Here is a 17,352-nt window from a genome sequence, read left to right as displayed (position 1 = left end):
TGCCGGATAAATAGGTAAACTCCCTGATTTTATCTAATTTGTAGATATGGCTGGATCGAAAGACCTTTTATTGCGTTTGGAAGCACTTGAAGCGAAAGCTTTAAAGCTTGCTCATGCGCACAAAGAACTTTCTATTTCTTACAAGGATCTTCAATCTGAAAATCTGAGACTTAAAAATCAGATTATTCTCAAAGAAGAAGAGGTGAGAAACTTTCATAATCAAGAGAAAATAAGTAAAATTGTAACATCAATCGCAGAGGATACTTATCGAAAAACTGAGCTGAAGCTTAAAATCAATGAGTATATTAAGGAGATTGACAAATGCATTGCCTTTATCAAAGAATAAAACTGATTTAATACCCTTATTATGGGTGAGTTATCTATAAAAATCAGGATTAGTGATCGCGACTACCCGATGCGCGTGGATGCTTCTGAAGAAGAACGTATCCGTGTGGCCGGGAAATTAATAAATGAAAAGCTCAAACATTTCCGTGAGCAATTTGGAATTGACGATAAACAGGATTTACTCTCTATGACTGTATTTGATGCAGTTATGGATAAATTAAAATCAGATCAAGCCACAACGGACAATGAAACTATCGTTCAGAGTAAGATAGAGCACATAGATCGCATTCTTTCAGAGGCCTTAGCTTTATAAACAAGCTTTTTTGCATTTGCCGTCCCCTTTTACACCATCTGTTGCGGTTGGGTAAACCCCCAAATTATTACCATGTCTGAATTAATTATGTATATTCTTGCCACCGCGGTTGTATCAATCGGTGTTGGTATTGTTGCCGGGAAAGCAATTTTCCAGAAAGATTTTTCAAAACAGGAAACAGAAGCCAAAGAAAAAGCAAACCTGATTATCAAAGAAGCTGAATTAAAAGCGGAAGCAACAAAAAAAGACAAACAGCTTGAAGCAAAAGAACATTTCCTGAAGCTTAAAACAGAGTTTGAAGAAGATTCAAACAAAAAGAAAAACCTGATCATCCAGAACGAACAGAAGATCAAGCAACGCGAACAGACCATTTCCAAGCAGATGGAAACCAATACACGCCGCGAAGCTGAACTGGATTCATTGCGTGAAAATCTTTCTTCTCAGTTGGAGATTCTGAACAAACGTAAAGAAGAACTGGAAAAACTGAGACATTCTCAGATCGAAAAATTAGAGAAAATTGCTGGCCTTACGGGTGAAGAAGCGAAAGCGCAATTGATGGATACCATCAAAGAAGAAGCGCGTACGGAAGCATCTTCTTATATTAAACGCATCACGGACGAAGCTAAAATGACGGCTACCAAGGATGCGAAGAAAATTGTTATTGAAACCTTACAGCGTACAGCTACTGAAAATGCTGTTGAGAACTGCGTATCGATCTTCAATATTGAAAGTGATGACATCAAAGGTAAAATCATTGGCCGTGAAGGCCGTAACATCCGTGCGCTTGAAGCTGCTACCGGTGTAGAGATCATTGTAGATGATACTCCGGAAGCGATCATTATTTCAGGCTTTGATCCGGTACGCAGAGAGGTTGCCCGTTTATCGCTGCACCGCCTGGTACAGGATGGACGTATTCACCCGGCGCGTATTGAAGAGGTTGTTACAAAAACAGCTAAACACTTAGACGAAGAAATTATTGAGATCGGCGAACGTACCGCTATTGACTTAGGCATTCATGGTTTACACCCTGAATTGATCCGTCTGGTAGGCCGTATGCGTTTCCGTTCTTCATACGGACAGAACTTATTACAGCACTCCAGAGAAGTTGCTAAATTATGTGCAACAATGGCTTCTGAACTTGGCTTGAATGCTAAGGTTGCGAAACGTGCCGGCTTGCTGCATGACATTGGTAAAGTATATCCGGATGAACCTGAATTGCCGCACGCCATTTTGGGTATGGAATTAGCCAAGAAATACAAAGAGTCTGCTGAGATCTGCAATGCAATCGGAGCTCACCACGATGAAATTGAAATGACGGGTCTTATCTCCCCGATCGTTCAGGTATGTGATGCCATCAGCGGTGCTCGCCCTGGTGCACGTCGTGAGGTGATGGAACAATATATCAAACGTCTGAAAGATCTTGAGCAGCTTGCACTGTCATTTGATGGTGTATTGAAATGTTACGCAATACAGGCGGGTAGAGAGCTGCGTATCATGGTTGATGCAGAAAACGTATCGGATGATAAAGCAGGTATCCTGTCGTTTGATATTGCGCAGAAAATTGAAAAAGAAATGCAGTATCCGGGCCAGATCAAAGTAACGGTTATCCGTGAAATGCGTGCCGTGAACTTTGCGAAATAATAAAGATATAGCATTACTTCCCGTATTGCTTAATTGTAAGAGCGTCCCGCTGCATGGCGGGACGCTTCTTTTTTTAATATTAGGTGAAGTTGAAGAATTTCATTCCAACGATATTAAAACATCTTTCAAAGGTTTATTATTACTTGAATCAAGTGATGAAGATGGAAATACATATAGAACAAAAATACTCGTAGAATAAATATACAGATAAAAAAAGCTACGCTATGAACAACTCATAGCGTAGCTTTTTTTATCTGTTACTGTGTTGATATCGGATTAAAAGAAAATAAATCGTTTATAATTCGTACTCTTCTCTTGTATCGGATTCTAAATCTTCGTGATTGTCACCGCCCAGGCTGTAGTAATTGTTTTCCTCGTCTTCGCTTCCAATATCTTCCTGTGCATCATCTAATTCTGTACCTGGTATATCCAGATCACTGCCAGACATATCATCTTTAAAATCTTTCTGGTTCATTGTTTCAGGAACTTCGTTACGTTTTTTTTTCTTTTTTTCAGGATCTTCTGGATCAATATCCGTTTTTTCATCTCTGTAATAAATATCGTCTTCAGGCGGATACAGGGGATAACCCGGCAGATCAAGTGCAGTATCACTACCCTTCTCTCCGGGTAATTTTACGGGAACAGGAGTTTTCTTTTTCATAGCTGTAGATTTTTACTTCTTTAATTCATCTTTTAGTATTGTGTATTAAAGAATGGTATAAACAAATATGCATCCCGAACGGCTCTAATATTTTATACGATGTTTTTTAAAAATTACATGATTCACATATCAGGCTATGCCTATACCGCATACATCTATATTTACTGTGCAATAAACCGGAGTATCGATTTTGCTGTTTGTTCCGGTTGATCTTCCTGAATATAGGTGCGTGCCTGATCTATTTCAACAAGTACCGCATCAGGAAAAACGCCCTTCAGAGCCTCTCCCATTTTTAAGGGAAAAAGTTCAACATCTTTATTGCCCCAAAGAATCAATACCGGATTGGTAAAGTTTTTTAATTTTTCAGCAGCGGCAAGCGTATACACCGGCGACCATGCTCTTGCAGCCGATGCAAAGTTTGCGCGTATCCTTTTATCCTGAATAAAATTATGCAGATATAAATGGTATAACTCATCAGTTGTTATTTTAAACGATAACAACCCCATGATCAACTCACTTTTCAGTATTTTTTTGAACATAAAAACCCTGCTTAATATAAAATTAAACCCGGGAATTTTAACGGCAGATGTTAAGTATTTAAATTTTGAAGGAGGAAATATATCCAGCACTTCACAATTTGAAAAAATCAGTTTGTTAATTTTCCCAGGAAACAAGGATGCAAATACTTGCACATATGCGCCCCCTGTATCATTCGAAACAATAGTAACGTTATCCAGTTCAAGATATTCTATAAATTCCCGAATCAATTCTGCAATCCCGGTTGGTGTTAAACATACATGATCAGCAACCGGCAAATAATGTCCGCCAATAGGCAGGTCAATCGCAATACATCTGCATTCTTTACTGATCAGCGGAATGATCTTCCTCCAGGTATCTGCATTCGATAAGGCGCCGTGAATAAAAAGAACCGGCGGGCCTTTGCCTTCATCAACATATTGAATCCCGCCTTTAACTTCTGCTATATAGCGTTTTAAAGATTCAGGCTGAATACGTTTCTTCTTTGAAAATTTTGTTCGCATGACATTTCAGTTGTTTCATGCAAAAATGAAGCGAAGCCGCGTTATAACAAATAGACATTTGTCATAAAATTACGATCCGTTCCGCAGCCGGCTTAAATGCCGGGGAGTAATACCTAAAAAAGAGGAAAGGTGTTTTAACGGAATAAATTTAATGTATTTGGAATGTTCTGCCGCAAGTGCTTCATACCGTTCTTTACCTGTTTGTTTTTGAAAGGATACAGTCCGTTTCTCCAGATCAATGTAATGCAATTCCGTCAATATTCTGCCAACGTTTTGCCATTCAGCACTGCCTGCATACAAGGCATATAAGTCCGTGCGTTTCAAAACAAGCAGCTCTGAATCACACAATGCATGTATATTTTCAAAGGTTGGCTCTTGTGTAATAAAGCTTGAATATGCAGCGGTTAACTCATTTTCAAACGCAATGCATTTAGTGGTTTCCTTACCTTCTACATTGCTGTAATACGATCGTAAAATACCTGTTTTAATCCATGCAATCTCATCACATACTGCACCCTCCTTTATAAGAAATCCATTCTTTTTTAAGAATTTAGTTTTGATTACTGCATTGATTTTTTGAAGTTCGTTATCAGAAAGTATCTGTAACGATTTTAAAAACTCGATCATTTTACTATGTTTTTTTTATCTTGTTTATTTTCACTGTGAACAATAAGAGGGATATTCAGATTGTCCGTTATGATTATTGAGGTGCTATTGCTTGTATGTTACCTTTCCCATCGATCTTATATATGCGATCAGGTACGGCCTGGATTTTATTCGTACCAGTATCCGTTTCATATTGAATACCATCTGTAAAATAATATATAGTCAGGTTTTTAAAGATGGTACTTTTTTCATCCGGAAACCACAGAATCCGAAATCCATCCCCCTGAACAGATGTTCCGGAATAGTTTGCGGAAGCTACTTTTATTTTATCAATAAGCATTCCTGTTTTTGACAACGTACACAAATATTTTTCATTACTGAACGCATGTTGAATTTCATAAAGCAGGCAATAATTTTTTTTTGATGCTGCTATCCTGTTTACAAAATAATAACTGGCATCTGCCGGATCTATAGATTCATCTGAAGGGTAACGGATGTTTTTTAAAGAATCTGTTAATAAAAAATCCTGTACTAATTCATACGGAATGCGTAATGAGTCGGATTTCTGTAAAACGCTGTTCTGGCAATCAAACAGTAAATCATTTTTAATTTGTAGATCTTCCGTATCCGTATTATGTGCATTAGCATCATCACCGTACTCTTCCTGTTCATCCGGGATATAATATCCGTAATCAAATTCATGTGGTGCGTACCGGATAGTATCCGGCAGAGAAACAACAGGAAATTGTCCTGCAAAATCTAACACAACCTTTTTGCCATGCTGTGCAAAAGATACAACATGAATGAGTAAAAAAAGAAACACAAAAAAACAAACCGCTTTTTCATATTAATTAAGTGAAACAATTTTCATGTTATTTCTTTTCAGAAGCAGAACGATTATTATTTTCCAGATAACGGGCAAGTTTATCCAGTGATTCTTTTGTACCCGCTTCATTGTCTTCAGGTGTTATACCGGCTGGAATATTTTTAAAAAAAATGGTCACATTTGTTACATCTTTTCCTTTTTCTTCTAAAAACACTTCCATAATCATTGCCTCTTCAAATTCTTTTTTCTCTGATTGAAAAGTAATTGAATGCACAACTTTTTCATACGGTTGCAGCTCTATAAATGTTGATGTATACCTGTCTTCATTCCCCGATGTCTTGCCCTTTATGCTATTATCTGTATAAAAAAGCGACATAGTGTACCCGCCACCAACAGATAAATCAAAGTCGTGTATCTTGCCAGTCATTTGATCTGGCGCAAGCCAGAATTCCAATGCTTCTTTTTGCGTTAAAGCCTCATACACATGCTGTCTTGTTGCATGTATAATTTTTGAATTAGTTGTGGCAGATGACATAATTTGAGCGTAAGATGAAATAAAAGATCCAGATCGTTTTTACGATCCCATAGCGTATTCAATATCCATTCTTTCAAATCCAAAACCAACATTTTATATTAAATTTATTGTCAAAGCCCCATAATACCCGGCACTATTTAGTGTAAATTTTAATTTATAAAAAGACTGCCTATCTTGTATTGAAATCACTTGAATTACAATAATCATTCATGCATATATTCTTAACTATTATTGTGACATTTTTATGTATGCCCTGGCCGGCTATGATCATGATGTCACCTATGATGATTGCTGCTCCGGGTTTTGCAAATAAAAAATCATACATAATTTGTGCAATGTTGTTTTTTATCTACCCTTCCGGCATCTTTCTGTTACTCAAACTAACAGGTTATTCTTTTTACGGAACCGATCCGATTTGGTGGGCCGCCGCAGCTTGTATTGCAGGCATGCTGGTTTCATTGCTATATCAGCTGCCTAAACAATTATACAATACCTGGAAAGGAATTTCGAACTATGACTATTTTATCACAGATACCTCCGTATACTTCAACGGCAGCAAACTAAAAAATGCTGACGCGAAGACATTCACGCATTTCAATAACAGAGGATATTACAGCAAAGATAAAAATCAGGTATATTATAATTCAAAAAAAATAGATACCGCGGATGCTGCTACATTTCAACCGCTTTTACATGATGATACCAAAAGCTTCTGGCACGATAAGAACAATGCGTATTATCAATGGAACCAGCGGATAAAAGGCGCCGATGGTGCAAGTCTGGAATATGCAGGAGAAAGATATGTGTATGACAGAAAACATGTTTTTTTTGAAAACACATTATTACAGGATGCAGACAGAACAACATTCAAAACCATGCCCGGCAATACAGGCAAGGATAATAAAAACGTTTTTATACGTTCCATAAAAGTTACTGCTGTTAAAGATCCGGCAAGTTTTGAAATCATATCCATACAGGATGAACTATTTGGTAAAGACAAGAATCAGATCTATGCACTGCATTACAGCGCTGAGCAGCCATTAATACCTTTTCCGGATGCAGATATCGCCACCTTTGAAGTAATCGGCGAACAGTATGCAAAAGATAAAAACAAGGTATATTATTACAGCTATCACCTGAATGAAATCCGTGTATTAGCAGATGCTGATCCGGAAACCTTTACCCTTTATTTTGATCAATCCAGACGAACTGATGCAACCGATGGAAAAAAATACTACCGGGCTGGTATATTGCATGCGGAACAAAAATCAAATTAATGGATGCGCTTCACTTCAGTCCAGCACACATGAATAAATTATTTATTTCACATTATCCAGTTGAAATACACGTTCGATCTGTGGTAAGTAAGTTGTAAGAAATATTTTTTTTATCCGCAAACAAGCTGTCTGGTCACTGCACGTAAGAAAAACGTTGTCGCCTTTCAGCAGCAGATCATAATATACAGATTGGGCACTCTGATCGTATAGCACAATAGTATTGTAATCGGAAACTTCTGCAGAAAGTTTATCCGCCGACCAGTTCGTGAATTGATTAGCAGGATTCAGATACAGATCAAACCCATCCATTTGGTAATGCGGACTGTTGTTGTATCTATTACAATACGTTTTGCGATCCCCCTGCTTCAGAACTGCAGCAGCAATGGCATTAAATTTTTCAACCGATACTTCTGTAGTTATATCTATTGCTTGAGTAAAAAACATCTCGTGTAAAAGCTTATACCCGTCTTTTTATGAAAACCTAATCACTGCCAGGATACAGCTAAGGTTTGAATTATTATTTTTTCAAAAAAACTTCAACTTTTTCCGGATTGAATTTAATCAGATAGTTTTTTTTCTTATTAATAGCACTGTCGCCGTCATAATCAAAAACAGGTGTATCATAATTAAAAGAATTGAATCCCGCCGGAAACTCTCCGTTTTTAACTTTATACGTAATTAATTCAAACGTATCCAGCTTTAATACGCAGTAATGTTTCTGATCTATAAAAAGAAACAGCGCATTTGTTTTAACATCTACAAAGGAGATATCCAGTAAAGCCATCTCAATTTTACACTGATGAAGCAGTTTCCAGGTTTTCATATCATATACATACAAGGTTTGCGGTTTACCTGTGTATGAAATAAAAAAATAATTAGTAGCTGAATCCAGCAGAATTTCCCACGGACCTTGATATTGCTGTTCCTCTGGCATTTCAAATGTGTGAAATAATTGATATCCATTAGAAACATTTTGTGCCTTAACCTTATAAATAGTTATAATCAGTAAGCATACAATAATTACAAAACGCTTGGATACAGGCATTTTTTCCATGAGATTAATTATCTGAATTATATAACAATTTATAAAAATTCAGATAAAATTCTAATTCAATATCTGATATTCTTAATGCACCCGGCTTTCTCTGCATACCATTCACATAACATACTTTTATCTGTCCGTTAAAATGTGCTCCTCATTTTTGCAAGCTTTTTAGGTGCAACGGTACAATAGGCAGTCTTAAGGATTTCAAAGAATATCTGGCCTGTTACTTTTTCCAGTTCAACATGTGTCCAGCCTTGTTTTCCCCATTTATTGTTACCGCATAAATAATTGTTTTATCCGGCAAACAATAAAGATCCTGATCTGTTTCGGACAATTTCAGGCAAGCTCTCCGGTTTACGTCATCCTACGTAGCAAATATTTTTTTCTTCTGAATTACGTTTTTTCGAAGTGTTTTTTTTCTGTTGCTTCAGGAAACGAAAGCGCCCACGACCTGAATTGTTCTATTGTGAGCATATGATGTAAAATTTAAAAACGGATCTAAAATTTATGAACTGACTGCCAGTTTATATATCGAATCTGTTAAAGAAATATGCAGTTACATTTATTTTCAGACAACCGGGCATTTCTTACCCAAAGTCAAGTTGTTTAAAACGGATACCTTTCATCTTTGTATATATTGTAACTATATAAAAATATGAAAACAAAAATCACAAGATTCTTTCTGATGTTTGCAGGTATGACAGGTATATACATCGGTGCATCGTTATTATTTACTCCTGTTTCTTTTGAAGCTTCAGCAGGTATTCCTGTTACTGACAACGTTAACCTGTTAAGCGAAATACGATCATCCGGCGGTACGTTGTTAGCTGCAGGAATGCTGATTCTTATCGGTGGATTTCGTATTGCTATGACTAGAACAGCCTTAATCGTATCCAGCCTGTTCTATTCTGCCTATGGAATCTCCCGCGTGATCAGCATATTGATAGATGGTCTGCCGAATATATCTCTTGTTCTCATAACCGCATCAGAACTGGTTATTGGTATGCTGAGTATTCTTTTATTATTAAATTTTCAGCGCGATGAAAAATAAACGATTAATTGATTGATTTATCTTTTAACAAAATACGCTTCCGGATCCTGCTGAAGGATTCCGGTGTTACGCCAATATAACTTGCTAATTGATGCAGCGGAACACGCGTCAGTAATTCAGGTTGTGTTTGCAGCAGCATCAGGTAGCGCTCTTCTGCTGTACTATTCATCATTGCGGCAAGCCTTTCCTGCATGTTAGCATAATCCTGCGGCATCACTGTATGTACCAGATATTTCAATTTTGGATATTCTGTGTGTAATGCTTCTTCTTCTTCACGTGTGCCTGTGGTCAGTGTACTATCTTCTACACAAGACAGATAGTATGCTGACGGCAGTTTATTCATATAACTGGCATATAAAATAGCTGCCTGCCCTTCCGTAAAAAAACCTGTCGTTTTTTCTTCTCCGTCAACAAGAATATATTGACGTACACAGCCCGACAGAACAAAATAACATTTTGAGCTAACATCCCCCTCGCGCAGAATTACCGTGCTTTTTTTGAACGTCTCAACCTTCATTTTTTCTGCTACAGCAATTATTTCTTCCTGGCTAAAGGCATTAAAACCTGAAATAAATTTTATTAATGCGTCTTTCATACCTTATGTCAGGACGTGGCAGCGATCCACTTTTTAACAATATCTGTTAGCGTTTTTTTCGCACCTTCAACATCCGTAAGATTTTTAAATGTTGCAACGGCACGATCGTTTTCTTTCCAGGCAAGCAACCCCGATTCATCCTTAATAAGCCTGTCCTGGGGTTGTGCTTTTACTTTTGCACCCCGATGAAAAATAAGCTGTATGTTTTTAGGCGGTTGAATTTTCATCGTAATTCGATCCGCTCCGTTTGATAGATAATTCGGCCCGTTCCATTTTATATTTTCAGACAACGATTTATCTGCCTGCAAAATAATTTCACGCAACAGCTGAATTTCTTTTATCAACGGATGATTCAGCGCTTCTAAAAAATCAGACACTTCCTTATTTAATTGTTTCATTAATCATTCTATTATGTATTCAATATCCCTGCTTTTCAATGTAAAAGCAAATAAGTCTATCGTATATTTTATTTCAATTACCTTGAGTATAATTTTATAAGACCTGCCAGATTCAATATCAAATAAAACGAATACTTTCAACAACCTTATTTCTTACTCCAGAATCTGCCAGGTCTGTTTTCAACTATTTTTTTTCTTTTTCAAGTCAATGACTCAAACTTCAATCAATGCGGATAGCCTGCCATTTAAATCAGAAAAAAATTACATGTATATTTAACGAAAGCGGCATCAGTGTATTGCTTAGTTATCTGGTACTAAGCAATCACGAAGCACTTGCTAAAAAATTAGTATACGTATTAAAACCATTCTTGCTTGAATATTCTTTTCGTATGTAGCCGTAATAAACGGCGCAGCTTAACAGCTGAAACAATATATAAAAACAGTGCATCGTATACGGTACGGTCTGCAGGTACCGAACCGTCTGCACGTATAAAAGTAACAGCCAGGCTTATTGATTGGGCAGAAGTAGTATTTGTAATGGAGAAAAAGCACAAACAGCGTATGTTTGAAAATTTCCAGAACGAACTTTCAAATAAGGAAATTGTAGTACTGGATATTCCGGATGATTTCCGGTATATGGATGAAGAGCTTATCGAAATTCTGCAAACTTCTGTTGACAGTTATTTCCGAAACTAATTACGTAACTTAAAAGGTAATGATTCTGTAAGCTATTGGTATGCTTACAGAATCATTACTAACTCTACGCATGCGCGGGACATGTTATTTCACCAGCGGCATATATTTCTCACGGTTTTCATAAATCATCCAGAGATTGACTGCAAGCAGCACAAGTGCCATAGGCAACCCGGAAGGTGCATTGACAATATGTGTCAATAGAATACCGATCATAACAGGAAAGATCACAATAGCACCTAAGGCTCTGTATTTATTGGTGATCACCAGAATACCACCCACAATCTCAACAACTGCGATCAAGGGCATGAGCCATGTAATCGTCATGAAAGCAGTCATTACTTTTACCATATTCTCCGGCATATCTTCCGGCACAGGCATGTAGTGGAAAAATTTATTCAGACCGCCGTTAATGAATAAAAGCCCGAACAGCAGGCTTACACCAAAAAGAATTTTCTTTTTTATTGTATTCGTTTTTTGATTTTCAACATGTAATCCTGTCATAGCATTTTTCGTTTTAATTGAATATTATTTTTTACCCGATACCAGTAATTCATCCAGGTTTTCCATAGCCATGGTAATACCTTCTTTGAAGCCCATTTGTATAGTAGCTTCCAGCTGTGCTACATCGTCATAGGAAATGTGATATTGCACTTCGGTGATCTCACCTTTGTCAATAAAACGCATATCCCAGTTTGATCGCGGCATCTCAGTATTAAGCTTTCCGCTTGCATCCGTAAATCCATCCTTACCGGTAAAACGTTCTATCGGTTTAATGATTGCATATTCACAAATAGACCAGTGTTCTTCGCCATTCGGGCCAACCATAGCATATAGCCACGTACCACCTTCTTTAAAATCCATTGATTTTGTTTTAGCTTTCCATGGTTTTGGCGCCCACCACTGATCCAGTATTTCTGCTCTTGTAAACGCTTCCCAAACGATTGCACGTACTGCTGCAAATTCTCTTTTAATTGTAATGGTCTTGTTTTCCTTATTGACAGAAAAATCAAGGGCTAAATCTGTTCTCATTTTTTATCTTTTTTTAAGGTTAGTAATACATCGTCCAGTTGATTGAACCGGCTTTCCCAGATCTTTTTATACTGCTTCAGCCAATGGTCAATTTCTTTCATTTTATTTACTTCCAGCTGATAGTAAATTTCCCTGCCTGTATATTCCTGTTTCACAAGTTCACATTCCGTTAATATCCGCAGGTGTTTTGAAACCGCCTGTCTGCTGATATCAAAATGCTCTGCCAAGGCATTTGGTGTCATCGACTGTGCAGCAATCAATAAAATAATTGCACGCCTGGTAGGATCTGCAATGGCTTGAAAAACATCTCTTCTCATAAGTTATGTTCAATATATGAAACTATTCGGTTGCTAATATATAGGCAACCATTCAGTTTCGCAAACTTTATGGATTATATTTTATATACATTGCCGGAAACTGTAAGGGCTGCCCCTACGCTTCTTCTTTGATCGCAATAGAATGCAGCAGTTTTTCAAAAATAGCTTTATCCGCTTCGGAATATCCGGTTTTACTAATATGTACATCAATCCAGTAGCCTTTATTGGCTGCGTAGGCATTCACACTATGAAAATTTACAACCTGCCCCTTAAATGACTTTGTATCGTGTTCTACAATTGCCAGATTTGGTGTCTCATATTTTTTCACGTTTTCTTTGGCCAGCGGACTTTTCTGAGATTTACTCCAGTAATATTCGCGGCAGGCAATTTTATCTCCGTCGGATTGCGTTTTTTCGATAAAAATAGAAAGAGACAGGTTGTTTTTTTTATTTGTTGCTGAAACCTGCAGTACGGTGCTATCAGGAGAATAGCTTACTTTTTCAATTTCAAATCCGCTCAGATCAATTTCCAGACTCCAGTTTTGGGATGGAATCTTAAATGCATTCTGGCCAAAAGATGTTGTTGCATACATACAAGCAAACAAAAATAAAAAGCAGGTTATTTTTTTCATACTACTGTTATCAAATTAAAATGAATAGAACGTATTCGCTGCTTACCCTTTTCAGTAAAAGCAGTAAAAATCTTTATTATTAAGATACAAAAAACAGTATGTATTTAAAACAGGATCAGGTAAAAAAATGGCCGCATCAATGTATGATGCGGCCATTTAATACAATTACGGTTATAATAAACCCGGAATGCTATTATTGTTTAATAACAGACTTTGTTATTTTTCCTGATTCCGTTTCGATGTGTACAAAATACATACCTCTGCTTAAATCAGACATATCAATATTTGCAATAGATACAGCATCGGCAGCATAAACAATTTTACCAAGCATATCTACTACCGTTAACGATTTAGAACCTTCTACGCGATCCATTCCAATAAACAATGTTTCAGTAACAGGGTTTGGATACAGTTCAATGTTATCATTCAAATAAGCAGAATTGATAGCCGTTGTTGTAGACTTTGTAACCTTCATAACGTCTGATGCTGTTATACATGGTGACACGCCGTTTACCGTATAGGTAAATTCGTATACCCCTGTAGCTGTTAAGCCGCTTGCAGTAACAGTTGCAGCAGTACCGGACGGAGTGATTGTAACCGTTGTTCCGGCTGGTTTCGAAAATACAGTCCATGTTCCGGCAGTTGTACCGGTTCCGGTAAGCGTTACCGTATTGGCAGTAGAAATTGTCTGATCCATACCAGCGTTTGCCACTGTTGGGTTTGTACAGACAGGTGTTGTTTTCGTAACAGTCATAGTAGAGGTTGCTGCAACACAAGGGCTGGTAGCACTTACCGTATACACGAATGTATATACACCATCTGCTGTTAATCCGTTTGCTGTAACAGAAGCACCTGTTCCGGAGAACGTAACGTTGGCAGCACCTGGCTTATTCTGTACACTCCATGTACCTGCGGAAGAACCGGAACCTGTAAGCGTAGCCGATGTCGCGGTAGAAATTGTCTGGTTATTTCCTGCATTCGCTGTTGCCGGATTGGTACAGCTAGGGCTCGTTTTATTTACATTCACAGAAGCTGCCACAGCACCGCAAGGGCTTGTTCCCTGAACGGTATACGTAAATGTATATGTACCATCAACGGTTAACCCGCTTGCGGTAACAGAAGCGCCTGTTGTCGGTGAAAATGTTACCGTTCCTGCTCCTGTTGGTTTGATCAGCAGGCTCCATGTACCCACTGCAGAACCTGTACCGGTTAATGTAACCGATGTTTCTGTAGAAATAGCTATTGTATTGCCTGCACTGGCTGTTGCCGGTGCCACGATCGTTACCTTTAATGGTGAACGTACACTTTCACAGCTGGCATTTGTTGTTGAAACCTGGCTTACATAATATGTAGTAATGCCGGCAGTAGTAGTAGATGGCGTCGGTGCATTGTCGGATGCGGCACCTCCGGTAGCATTTGTATACCACTGGAACTTATTGCCTGTAGCCAAACCAGATGCAGTTAATGGGACAGCGTTCAGTGAACCTCTGCAATAAGAAATATCTGCCGGAGTAACTGCATTCGGAGTAGTGCACGGCGGAACCGTTTTAGTTACAGCTACTGAATCCTTTGCTGATGCGCATGAACCTGTTCCGGCAACGGTATAAACAAATCCGTACGTACCGTTTACAGTTAAACCATTAGCCGTAACAGCAGCTGAAGTTGCCGAAGGCGAGAACGTTACCGTTGCTCCTGTCGGAACAGAGTATGTACTCCATGTTCCCGCTGAAGAACCCACAGCAGTTAGACTTGCAGATGTTGCTGAAGTGATTGTCACATCCTGGCCGGCATCAGAAGTTGCTGCCGGTACAATCGTAACTTTTAATTCTGTACGCGGACCTTCACATGTGCTTGATCCCGGCACTGCCTGGCTCACATAATACGTCTGATCACCGGCAACAGATGTTGAAGGGATCGGTGCAACCGTATTGGCTACCCCGCCAGTTGCTGAAGCATACCATTTCAATGTAAGGCCTGCTGTACCTGTTGCTGTAAGTGCTACTGCATTAGTTGCATTCTGGCAATACGATTTGGTTGCTGTAGTTACAGCTTTTGGTGTTGTACAGATATCAACCCCTAACGCCGGATTGCCCAGTTTTAATCCCGAGAAAATAATTTTCTGGTCTGTAAATGCAAGCGGATCATAATTAGGAGTACCTGTATCCTGTTTATTTACCGGAATAATTACTACCTCAACAACTTTACTGAAATCAAAATCCGTGTTGTTCAGATTGATATCGGTCGGGAAATTCGGATTGTTTGGATTTTTAATCGATAACGTATTTTTGAAATCAAACGAGAAGTTTGTTGTTGTGCCGGGTGCCAAAGATAAATAATCGGGTGCAAGATGGTTTTTGCTGAAACCGATTTCATATTTATACCAGTTTGTAGCAACTGTTTCTGTTAAGAATGTTTTGTTGATAGCAATTACAGTTCCGTCTGCATCTTTCATCTGAAACTTCAGGTCCAGCGTGGCTGTATTGGTTGCCGGTGCTGCAACGGTTAACTGCAATACCGCATTCTGTGTAAGATCGAGTGTATACTTTTGTTTTGTAGTTCCCTGGCAATATTCCCCAAAATTAAAGCCAATTACATTGTATGACTTCTGTGGCTGTGAAATAAGGTATTGTAATGTACCATTACCTGTACGGGTTGCTTCTGCTTTAAACGGAGTAGCAGCATCTCTGTCTTCAAACCAGTAGATACCTGCCGCTGCTGCCGCTGTAGCTGTACCGCAGCTTGCACCATTTACACCGCCTGTTAACTCAGAGAACTGATCTGTGTTTTCAAACTGATCGGTGATACCTGTTGTAGCAACATTTGACGCACCAATAATACTTATTACATATACCGGAGATATTGCAATTACAGCGCCTGCTGCATCATATGATTTTGCAGTGATGCTGTGACCACCCGATGCAAGCGTTGATGTTGAAAATGTATACGGGCTCGAAGCGTCTGAATTCAATAACGTTGTACCGCTATAGAATTCCACTTTTGAGATTGTACCGTTTGCTACTGTAGCAGTAGCTGTCATAGTAACTGTTTCGCCCGCATCATATACAATCTTATTTCCTGCAAATGCAACGGTAACAGATCCTGTAGTAACCGTAACATTACATTTACCCTTCAGATATGCCCGTACAAGCGCACCTGAAGCTGTAAGATCGTTGGTTGTCCAGTTGCTGATGCCTGTACCCGGCTTTAATGCCGCAGAAGTTTCATTTTTATTTGTAACAGACCAGTTGGCTGAACTTATTTTATTTGCTTCAAGGAAATTCCACCAGGTCTGCGATTCGCCCGGGTTATAGCCGCCGTTACCGGAAGCATCGGTTGTACCGTATTCGGTAGCGAAAATTGCAACACCTTTGTTTAAGGCATTTGTAACTTTTTGTCTTAATGAACCCTGGTGTGAATTTGCATAGTAGTGTACAGTGTACGCAATGTTCGTTCCTGTAACCGGATCGTTTGCCGCTTCATCCACTTCCTGAGAATATGTTCTTGTACCGCAGATAATGATGTTATCCGGATCTTTTGCACGGATGGTCTGTATCAACTCATTGTGGTAAGGCTTAATCGTACCTGACCAAGATTGATAAATAGGTTCGTTGAACGTTTCGTATAAAACGTTTGGCACATTGCCATACGTTGTTGCGATCTCCGTAAAAAACGTTTTTGCCTGGTTTTTATAGTTTTCGGCATTATGGGTATGAAAATCGACAATTACGTATACGCCATTGGCAATACAGGCATCTATAACGGCTTTCACCTTAGCCATTTCTGCCGCCGGATTATTTACGTAGTTGGAAGATCCTGTTTCAACAGACATGGCAGCACGGACTACATCCACACACCAGTCATCCCGCAGCCATTTAACAGTAGTTGCATTGTAGTACGGTGCTCCTTCCGGATACCCGCTCCAGAATAAGGACATCCCGCGTAAAACAACCGGGTTGTTGTTCTGATCGGAAACTTTTCCGTTGAAAATTTTTAACTGCCCGTATTTCTGAACGGGTGTCGTTTGTGCATTTACAGCAAGCATGCTGCAAAAGACCATTGCCAGGGTTATTAACCCGGCTTGCAGAGTCGAACGTATATTCATATGTATAGTTTAGGTTCTTTTTAAGCTGATTTGTATAGCAAGATACAATTATTTGTAATTAAAATACAAATAATCCAAGTTTTTATTGAAAAAATTAATAAAAAGAGTCTTTTTACTGCTAAAACAGAATATTTATGATTATACTAATACGTAAGATGCATATAAAAAATGTACATTTTACCACCTTATAGAGGTAAAAACACTTTTTTTCAGAGACCTATTTCACCTCTTAAACCCGTATATT

General features: G+C 38.5%; 20 protein-coding genes. 6 read left to right on the top strand and 14 right to left on the bottom strand.

Annotated features, from left to right (window positions below; translation table 11 throughout):
* Positions 1 to 46 precede the first annotated feature (46 nt).
* From CHU_RS05495 to rny, 3 genes are all read left to right on the top strand, one after another.
* The gene (locus tag CHU_RS05495) at positions 47 to 346 is read left to right on the top strand and encodes a hypothetical protein (protein WP_011584519.1); all 300 of its coding nucleotides are present in this window, start codon (positions 47 to 49) and stop codon (positions 344 to 346) included.
* Positions 347 to 367: 21 nt separating this feature from the next.
* Complete coding sequence (locus tag CHU_RS05490) at positions 368 to 658, top strand: cell division protein ZapA (protein ID WP_011584518.1); 291 nt, start codon at positions 368 to 370, stop codon at positions 656 to 658.
* 72 nt (positions 659 to 730) lie between these two features.
* Entirely contained in the window at positions 731 to 2,299 is a 1,569-nt protein-coding gene (rny, locus tag CHU_RS05485) for a ribonuclease Y (RefSeq protein ID WP_011584517.1), read from the top strand.
* Positions 2,300 to 2,594: 295 nt separating this feature from the next.
* Here rny and CHU_RS05475 read toward each other — a convergent pair whose 3' ends face one another.
* From CHU_RS05475 to CHU_RS05455, 5 genes are all read right to left on the bottom strand, one after another.
* Positions 2,595 to 2,960 carry a hypothetical protein gene (locus tag CHU_RS05475; protein ID WP_011584515.1) on the bottom strand — a complete coding sequence of 122 codons (366 nt, stop codon included), beginning with the start codon at positions 2,958 to 2,960 and terminating at the stop codon, positions 2,595 to 2,597.
* A gap of 161 nt (positions 2,961 to 3,121) precedes the next feature.
* On the bottom strand, positions 3,122 to 4,000 hold the full coding sequence (locus CHU_RS05470; RefSeq protein WP_011584514.1) for an alpha/beta fold hydrolase: 879 nt from the start codon (positions 3,998 to 4,000) through the stop codon (positions 3,122 to 3,124).
* Positions 4,001 to 4,069: 69 nt separating this feature from the next.
* On the bottom strand, positions 4,070 to 4,627 hold the full coding sequence (locus tag CHU_RS05465; RefSeq protein WP_011584513.1) for a Crp/Fnr family transcriptional regulator: 558 nt from the start codon (positions 4,625 to 4,627) through the stop codon (positions 4,070 to 4,072).
* A 73-nt stretch (positions 4,628 to 4,700) separates the two neighbouring features.
* Positions 4,701 to 5,429, bottom strand: a complete 729-nt coding sequence (locus CHU_RS05460) for a hypothetical protein (RefSeq protein ID WP_011584512.1) — start codon at positions 5,427 to 5,429, stop codon at positions 4,701 to 4,703.
* Positions 5,430 to 5,478: 49 nt separating this feature from the next.
* Positions 5,479 to 5,967, bottom strand: a complete 489-nt coding sequence (locus CHU_RS05455; protein WP_011584511.1) for an SRPBCC family protein — start codon at positions 5,965 to 5,967, stop codon at positions 5,479 to 5,481.
* Between the two features lie 209 nt (positions 5,968 to 6,176).
* Between CHU_RS05455 and CHU_RS05450 the strand changes: the two genes are divergently transcribed.
* Positions 6,177 to 7,244, top strand: coding sequence for a DKNYY domain-containing protein (locus CHU_RS05450; RefSeq protein ID WP_011584510.1), 1,068 nt, complete (start codon positions 6,177 to 6,179; stop codon positions 7,242 to 7,244).
* 42 nt (positions 7,245 to 7,286) lie between these two features.
* Here CHU_RS05450 and CHU_RS05445 read toward each other — a convergent pair whose 3' ends face one another.
* Both CHU_RS05445 and CHU_RS05440 read right to left on the bottom strand, forming a co-directional pair.
* On the bottom strand, positions 7,287 to 7,688 hold the full coding sequence (locus CHU_RS05445; RefSeq protein WP_011584509.1) for a hypothetical protein: 402 nt from the start codon (positions 7,686 to 7,688) through the stop codon (positions 7,287 to 7,289).
* A gap of 73 nt (positions 7,689 to 7,761) precedes the next feature.
* Positions 7,762 to 8,298 carry a hypothetical protein gene (locus CHU_RS05440; RefSeq protein ID WP_011584508.1) on the bottom strand — a complete coding sequence of 179 codons (537 nt, stop codon included), beginning with the start codon at positions 8,296 to 8,298 and terminating at the stop codon, positions 7,762 to 7,764.
* A gap of 646 nt (positions 8,299 to 8,944) precedes the next feature.
* On the opposite strand from CHU_RS05440, the gene CHU_RS05435 reads away from it, so the two are divergent.
* A complete protein-coding gene (locus CHU_RS05435) occupies positions 8,945 to 9,340 on the top strand; it encodes a DUF4345 domain-containing protein (RefSeq protein ID WP_011584507.1) in 396 nt (131 codons plus the stop codon).
* A 4-nt stretch (positions 9,341 to 9,344) separates the two neighbouring features.
* Here the strand turns inward: CHU_RS05435 and CHU_RS05430 are convergent, their stop codons facing one another.
* Together CHU_RS05430 and CHU_RS05425 are read right to left on the bottom strand one after the other, a co-directional pair.
* On the bottom strand, positions 9,345 to 9,935 hold the full coding sequence (locus CHU_RS05430) for a Crp/Fnr family transcriptional regulator (protein ID WP_011584506.1): 591 nt from the start codon (positions 9,933 to 9,935) through the stop codon (positions 9,345 to 9,347).
* Positions 9,936 to 9,943: 8 nt separating this feature from the next.
* Positions 9,944 to 10,333, bottom strand: a complete 390-nt coding sequence (locus CHU_RS05425; protein WP_011584505.1) for a DUF1801 domain-containing protein — start codon at positions 10,331 to 10,333, stop codon at positions 9,944 to 9,946.
* A gap of 372 nt (positions 10,334 to 10,705) precedes the next feature.
* Here CHU_RS05425 and CHU_RS05420 point away from each other — a divergent pair, with 372 nt between their 5' ends.
* A complete protein-coding gene (locus CHU_RS05420; RefSeq protein WP_011584503.1) occupies positions 10,706 to 11,029 on the top strand; it encodes a low molecular weight protein tyrosine phosphatase family protein in 324 nt (107 codons plus the stop codon).
* A gap of 84 nt (positions 11,030 to 11,113) precedes the next feature.
* On the opposite strand, the gene CHU_RS05415 is transcribed toward CHU_RS05420, so the two are convergent.
* From CHU_RS05415 to CHU_RS05395, 5 genes are all read right to left on the bottom strand, one after another.
* On the bottom strand, positions 11,114 to 11,530 hold the full coding sequence (locus CHU_RS05415; protein WP_011584502.1) for a DoxX family protein: 417 nt from the start codon (positions 11,528 to 11,530) through the stop codon (positions 11,114 to 11,116).
* 24 nt (positions 11,531 to 11,554) lie between these two features.
* Positions 11,555 to 12,058 (bottom strand): SRPBCC family protein, encoded by a 504-nt coding sequence (locus CHU_RS05410; protein ID WP_011584501.1) that lies wholly within the window; start codon positions 12,056 to 12,058, stop codon positions 11,555 to 11,557.
* Positions 12,055 to 12,375 carry an ArsR/SmtB family transcription factor gene (locus CHU_RS05405; RefSeq protein WP_011584500.1) on the bottom strand — a complete coding sequence of 107 codons (321 nt, stop codon included), beginning with the start codon at positions 12,373 to 12,375 and terminating at the stop codon, positions 12,055 to 12,057. The genes CHU_RS05410 and CHU_RS05405 overlap by 4 nt, the downstream gene beginning before the upstream one ends.
* 115 nt (positions 12,376 to 12,490) lie before the next feature.
* On the bottom strand, positions 12,491 to 13,006 hold the full coding sequence (locus tag CHU_RS05400; protein WP_041932209.1) for a hypothetical protein: 516 nt from the start codon (positions 13,004 to 13,006) through the stop codon (positions 12,491 to 12,493).
* Positions 13,007 to 13,199: 193 nt separating this feature from the next.
* The gene (locus CHU_RS05395; protein WP_011584498.1) at positions 13,200 to 17,108 is read right to left on the bottom strand and encodes a cellulase family glycosylhydrolase; all 3,909 of its coding nucleotides are present in this window, start codon (positions 17,106 to 17,108) and stop codon (positions 13,200 to 13,202) included.
* Between the last annotated feature and the right edge of the window lie 244 nt (positions 17,109 to 17,352).

Source organism: Cytophaga hutchinsonii ATCC 33406, from assembly GCF_000014145.1.
Taxonomy (GTDB): domain Bacteria; phylum Bacteroidota; class Bacteroidia; order Cytophagales; family Cytophagaceae; genus Cytophaga; species Cytophaga hutchinsonii.
This window is presented reverse-complemented; position numbering and strand designations above follow the sequence as displayed.

Bases quoted from the DNA above. Each gene is read 5' to 3' on its own strand.
- CHU_RS05430 (WP_011584506.1), bottom strand. From the start codon at position 9,935: ATGAAAGACGCATTAATAAAATTTATTTCAGGTTTTAATGCCTTTAGC.
- CHU_RS05440 (WP_011584508.1), bottom strand. From the start codon at position 8,298: ATGGAAAAAATGCCTGTATCCAAGCGTTTTGTAATTATTGTATGCTTA.
- CHU_RS05410 (WP_011584501.1), bottom strand. From the start codon at position 12,058: ATGAGAACAGATTTAGCCCTTGATTTTTCTGTCAATAAGGAAAACAAG.
- CHU_RS05450 (WP_011584510.1), top strand. From the start codon at position 6,177: ATGCATATATTCTTAACTATTATTGTGACATTTTTATGTATGCCCTGG.
- CHU_RS05425 (WP_011584505.1), bottom strand. From the start codon at position 10,333: ATGAAACAATTAAATAAGGAAGTGTCTGATTTTTTAGAAGCGCTGAAT.
- CHU_RS05490 (WP_011584518.1), top strand. From the start codon at position 368: ATGGGTGAGTTATCTATAAAAATCAGGATTAGTGATCGCGACTACCCG.
- CHU_RS05400 (WP_041932209.1), bottom strand. From the start codon at position 13,006: ATGAAAAAAATAACCTGCTTTTTATTTTTGTTTGCTTGTATGTATGCA.
- CHU_RS05495 (WP_011584519.1), top strand. From the start codon at position 47: ATGGCTGGATCGAAAGACCTTTTATTGCGTTTGGAAGCACTTGAAGCG.
- CHU_RS05395 (WP_011584498.1), bottom strand. From the start codon at position 17,108: ATGAATATACGTTCGACTCTGCAAGCCGGGTTAATAACCCTGGCAATG.
- CHU_RS05465 (WP_011584513.1), bottom strand. From the start codon at position 4,627: ATGATCGAGTTTTTAAAATCGTTACAGATACTTTCTGATAACGAACTT.
- CHU_RS05475 (WP_011584515.1), bottom strand. From the start codon at position 2,960: ATGAAAAAGAAAACTCCTGTTCCCGTAAAATTACCCGGAGAGAAGGGT.
- CHU_RS05445 (WP_011584509.1), bottom strand. From the start codon at position 7,688: ATGTTTTTTACTCAAGCAATAGATATAACTACAGAAGTATCGGTTGAA.
- rny (WP_011584517.1), top strand. From the start codon at position 731: ATGTCTGAATTAATTATGTATATTCTTGCCACCGCGGTTGTATCAATC.
- CHU_RS05415 (WP_011584502.1), bottom strand. From the start codon at position 11,530: ATGACAGGATTACATGTTGAAAATCAAAAAACGAATACAATAAAAAAG.
- CHU_RS05470 (WP_011584514.1), bottom strand. From the start codon at position 4,000: ATGCGAACAAAATTTTCAAAGAAGAAACGTATTCAGCCTGAATCTTTA.
- CHU_RS05435 (WP_011584507.1), top strand. From the start codon at position 8,945: ATGAAAACAAAAATCACAAGATTCTTTCTGATGTTTGCAGGTATGACA.
- CHU_RS05405 (WP_011584500.1), bottom strand. From the start codon at position 12,375: ATGAGAAGAGATGTTTTTCAAGCCATTGCAGATCCTACCAGGCGTGCA.
- CHU_RS05455 (WP_011584511.1), bottom strand. From the start codon at position 5,967: ATGTCATCTGCCACAACTAATTCAAAAATTATACATGCAACAAGACAG.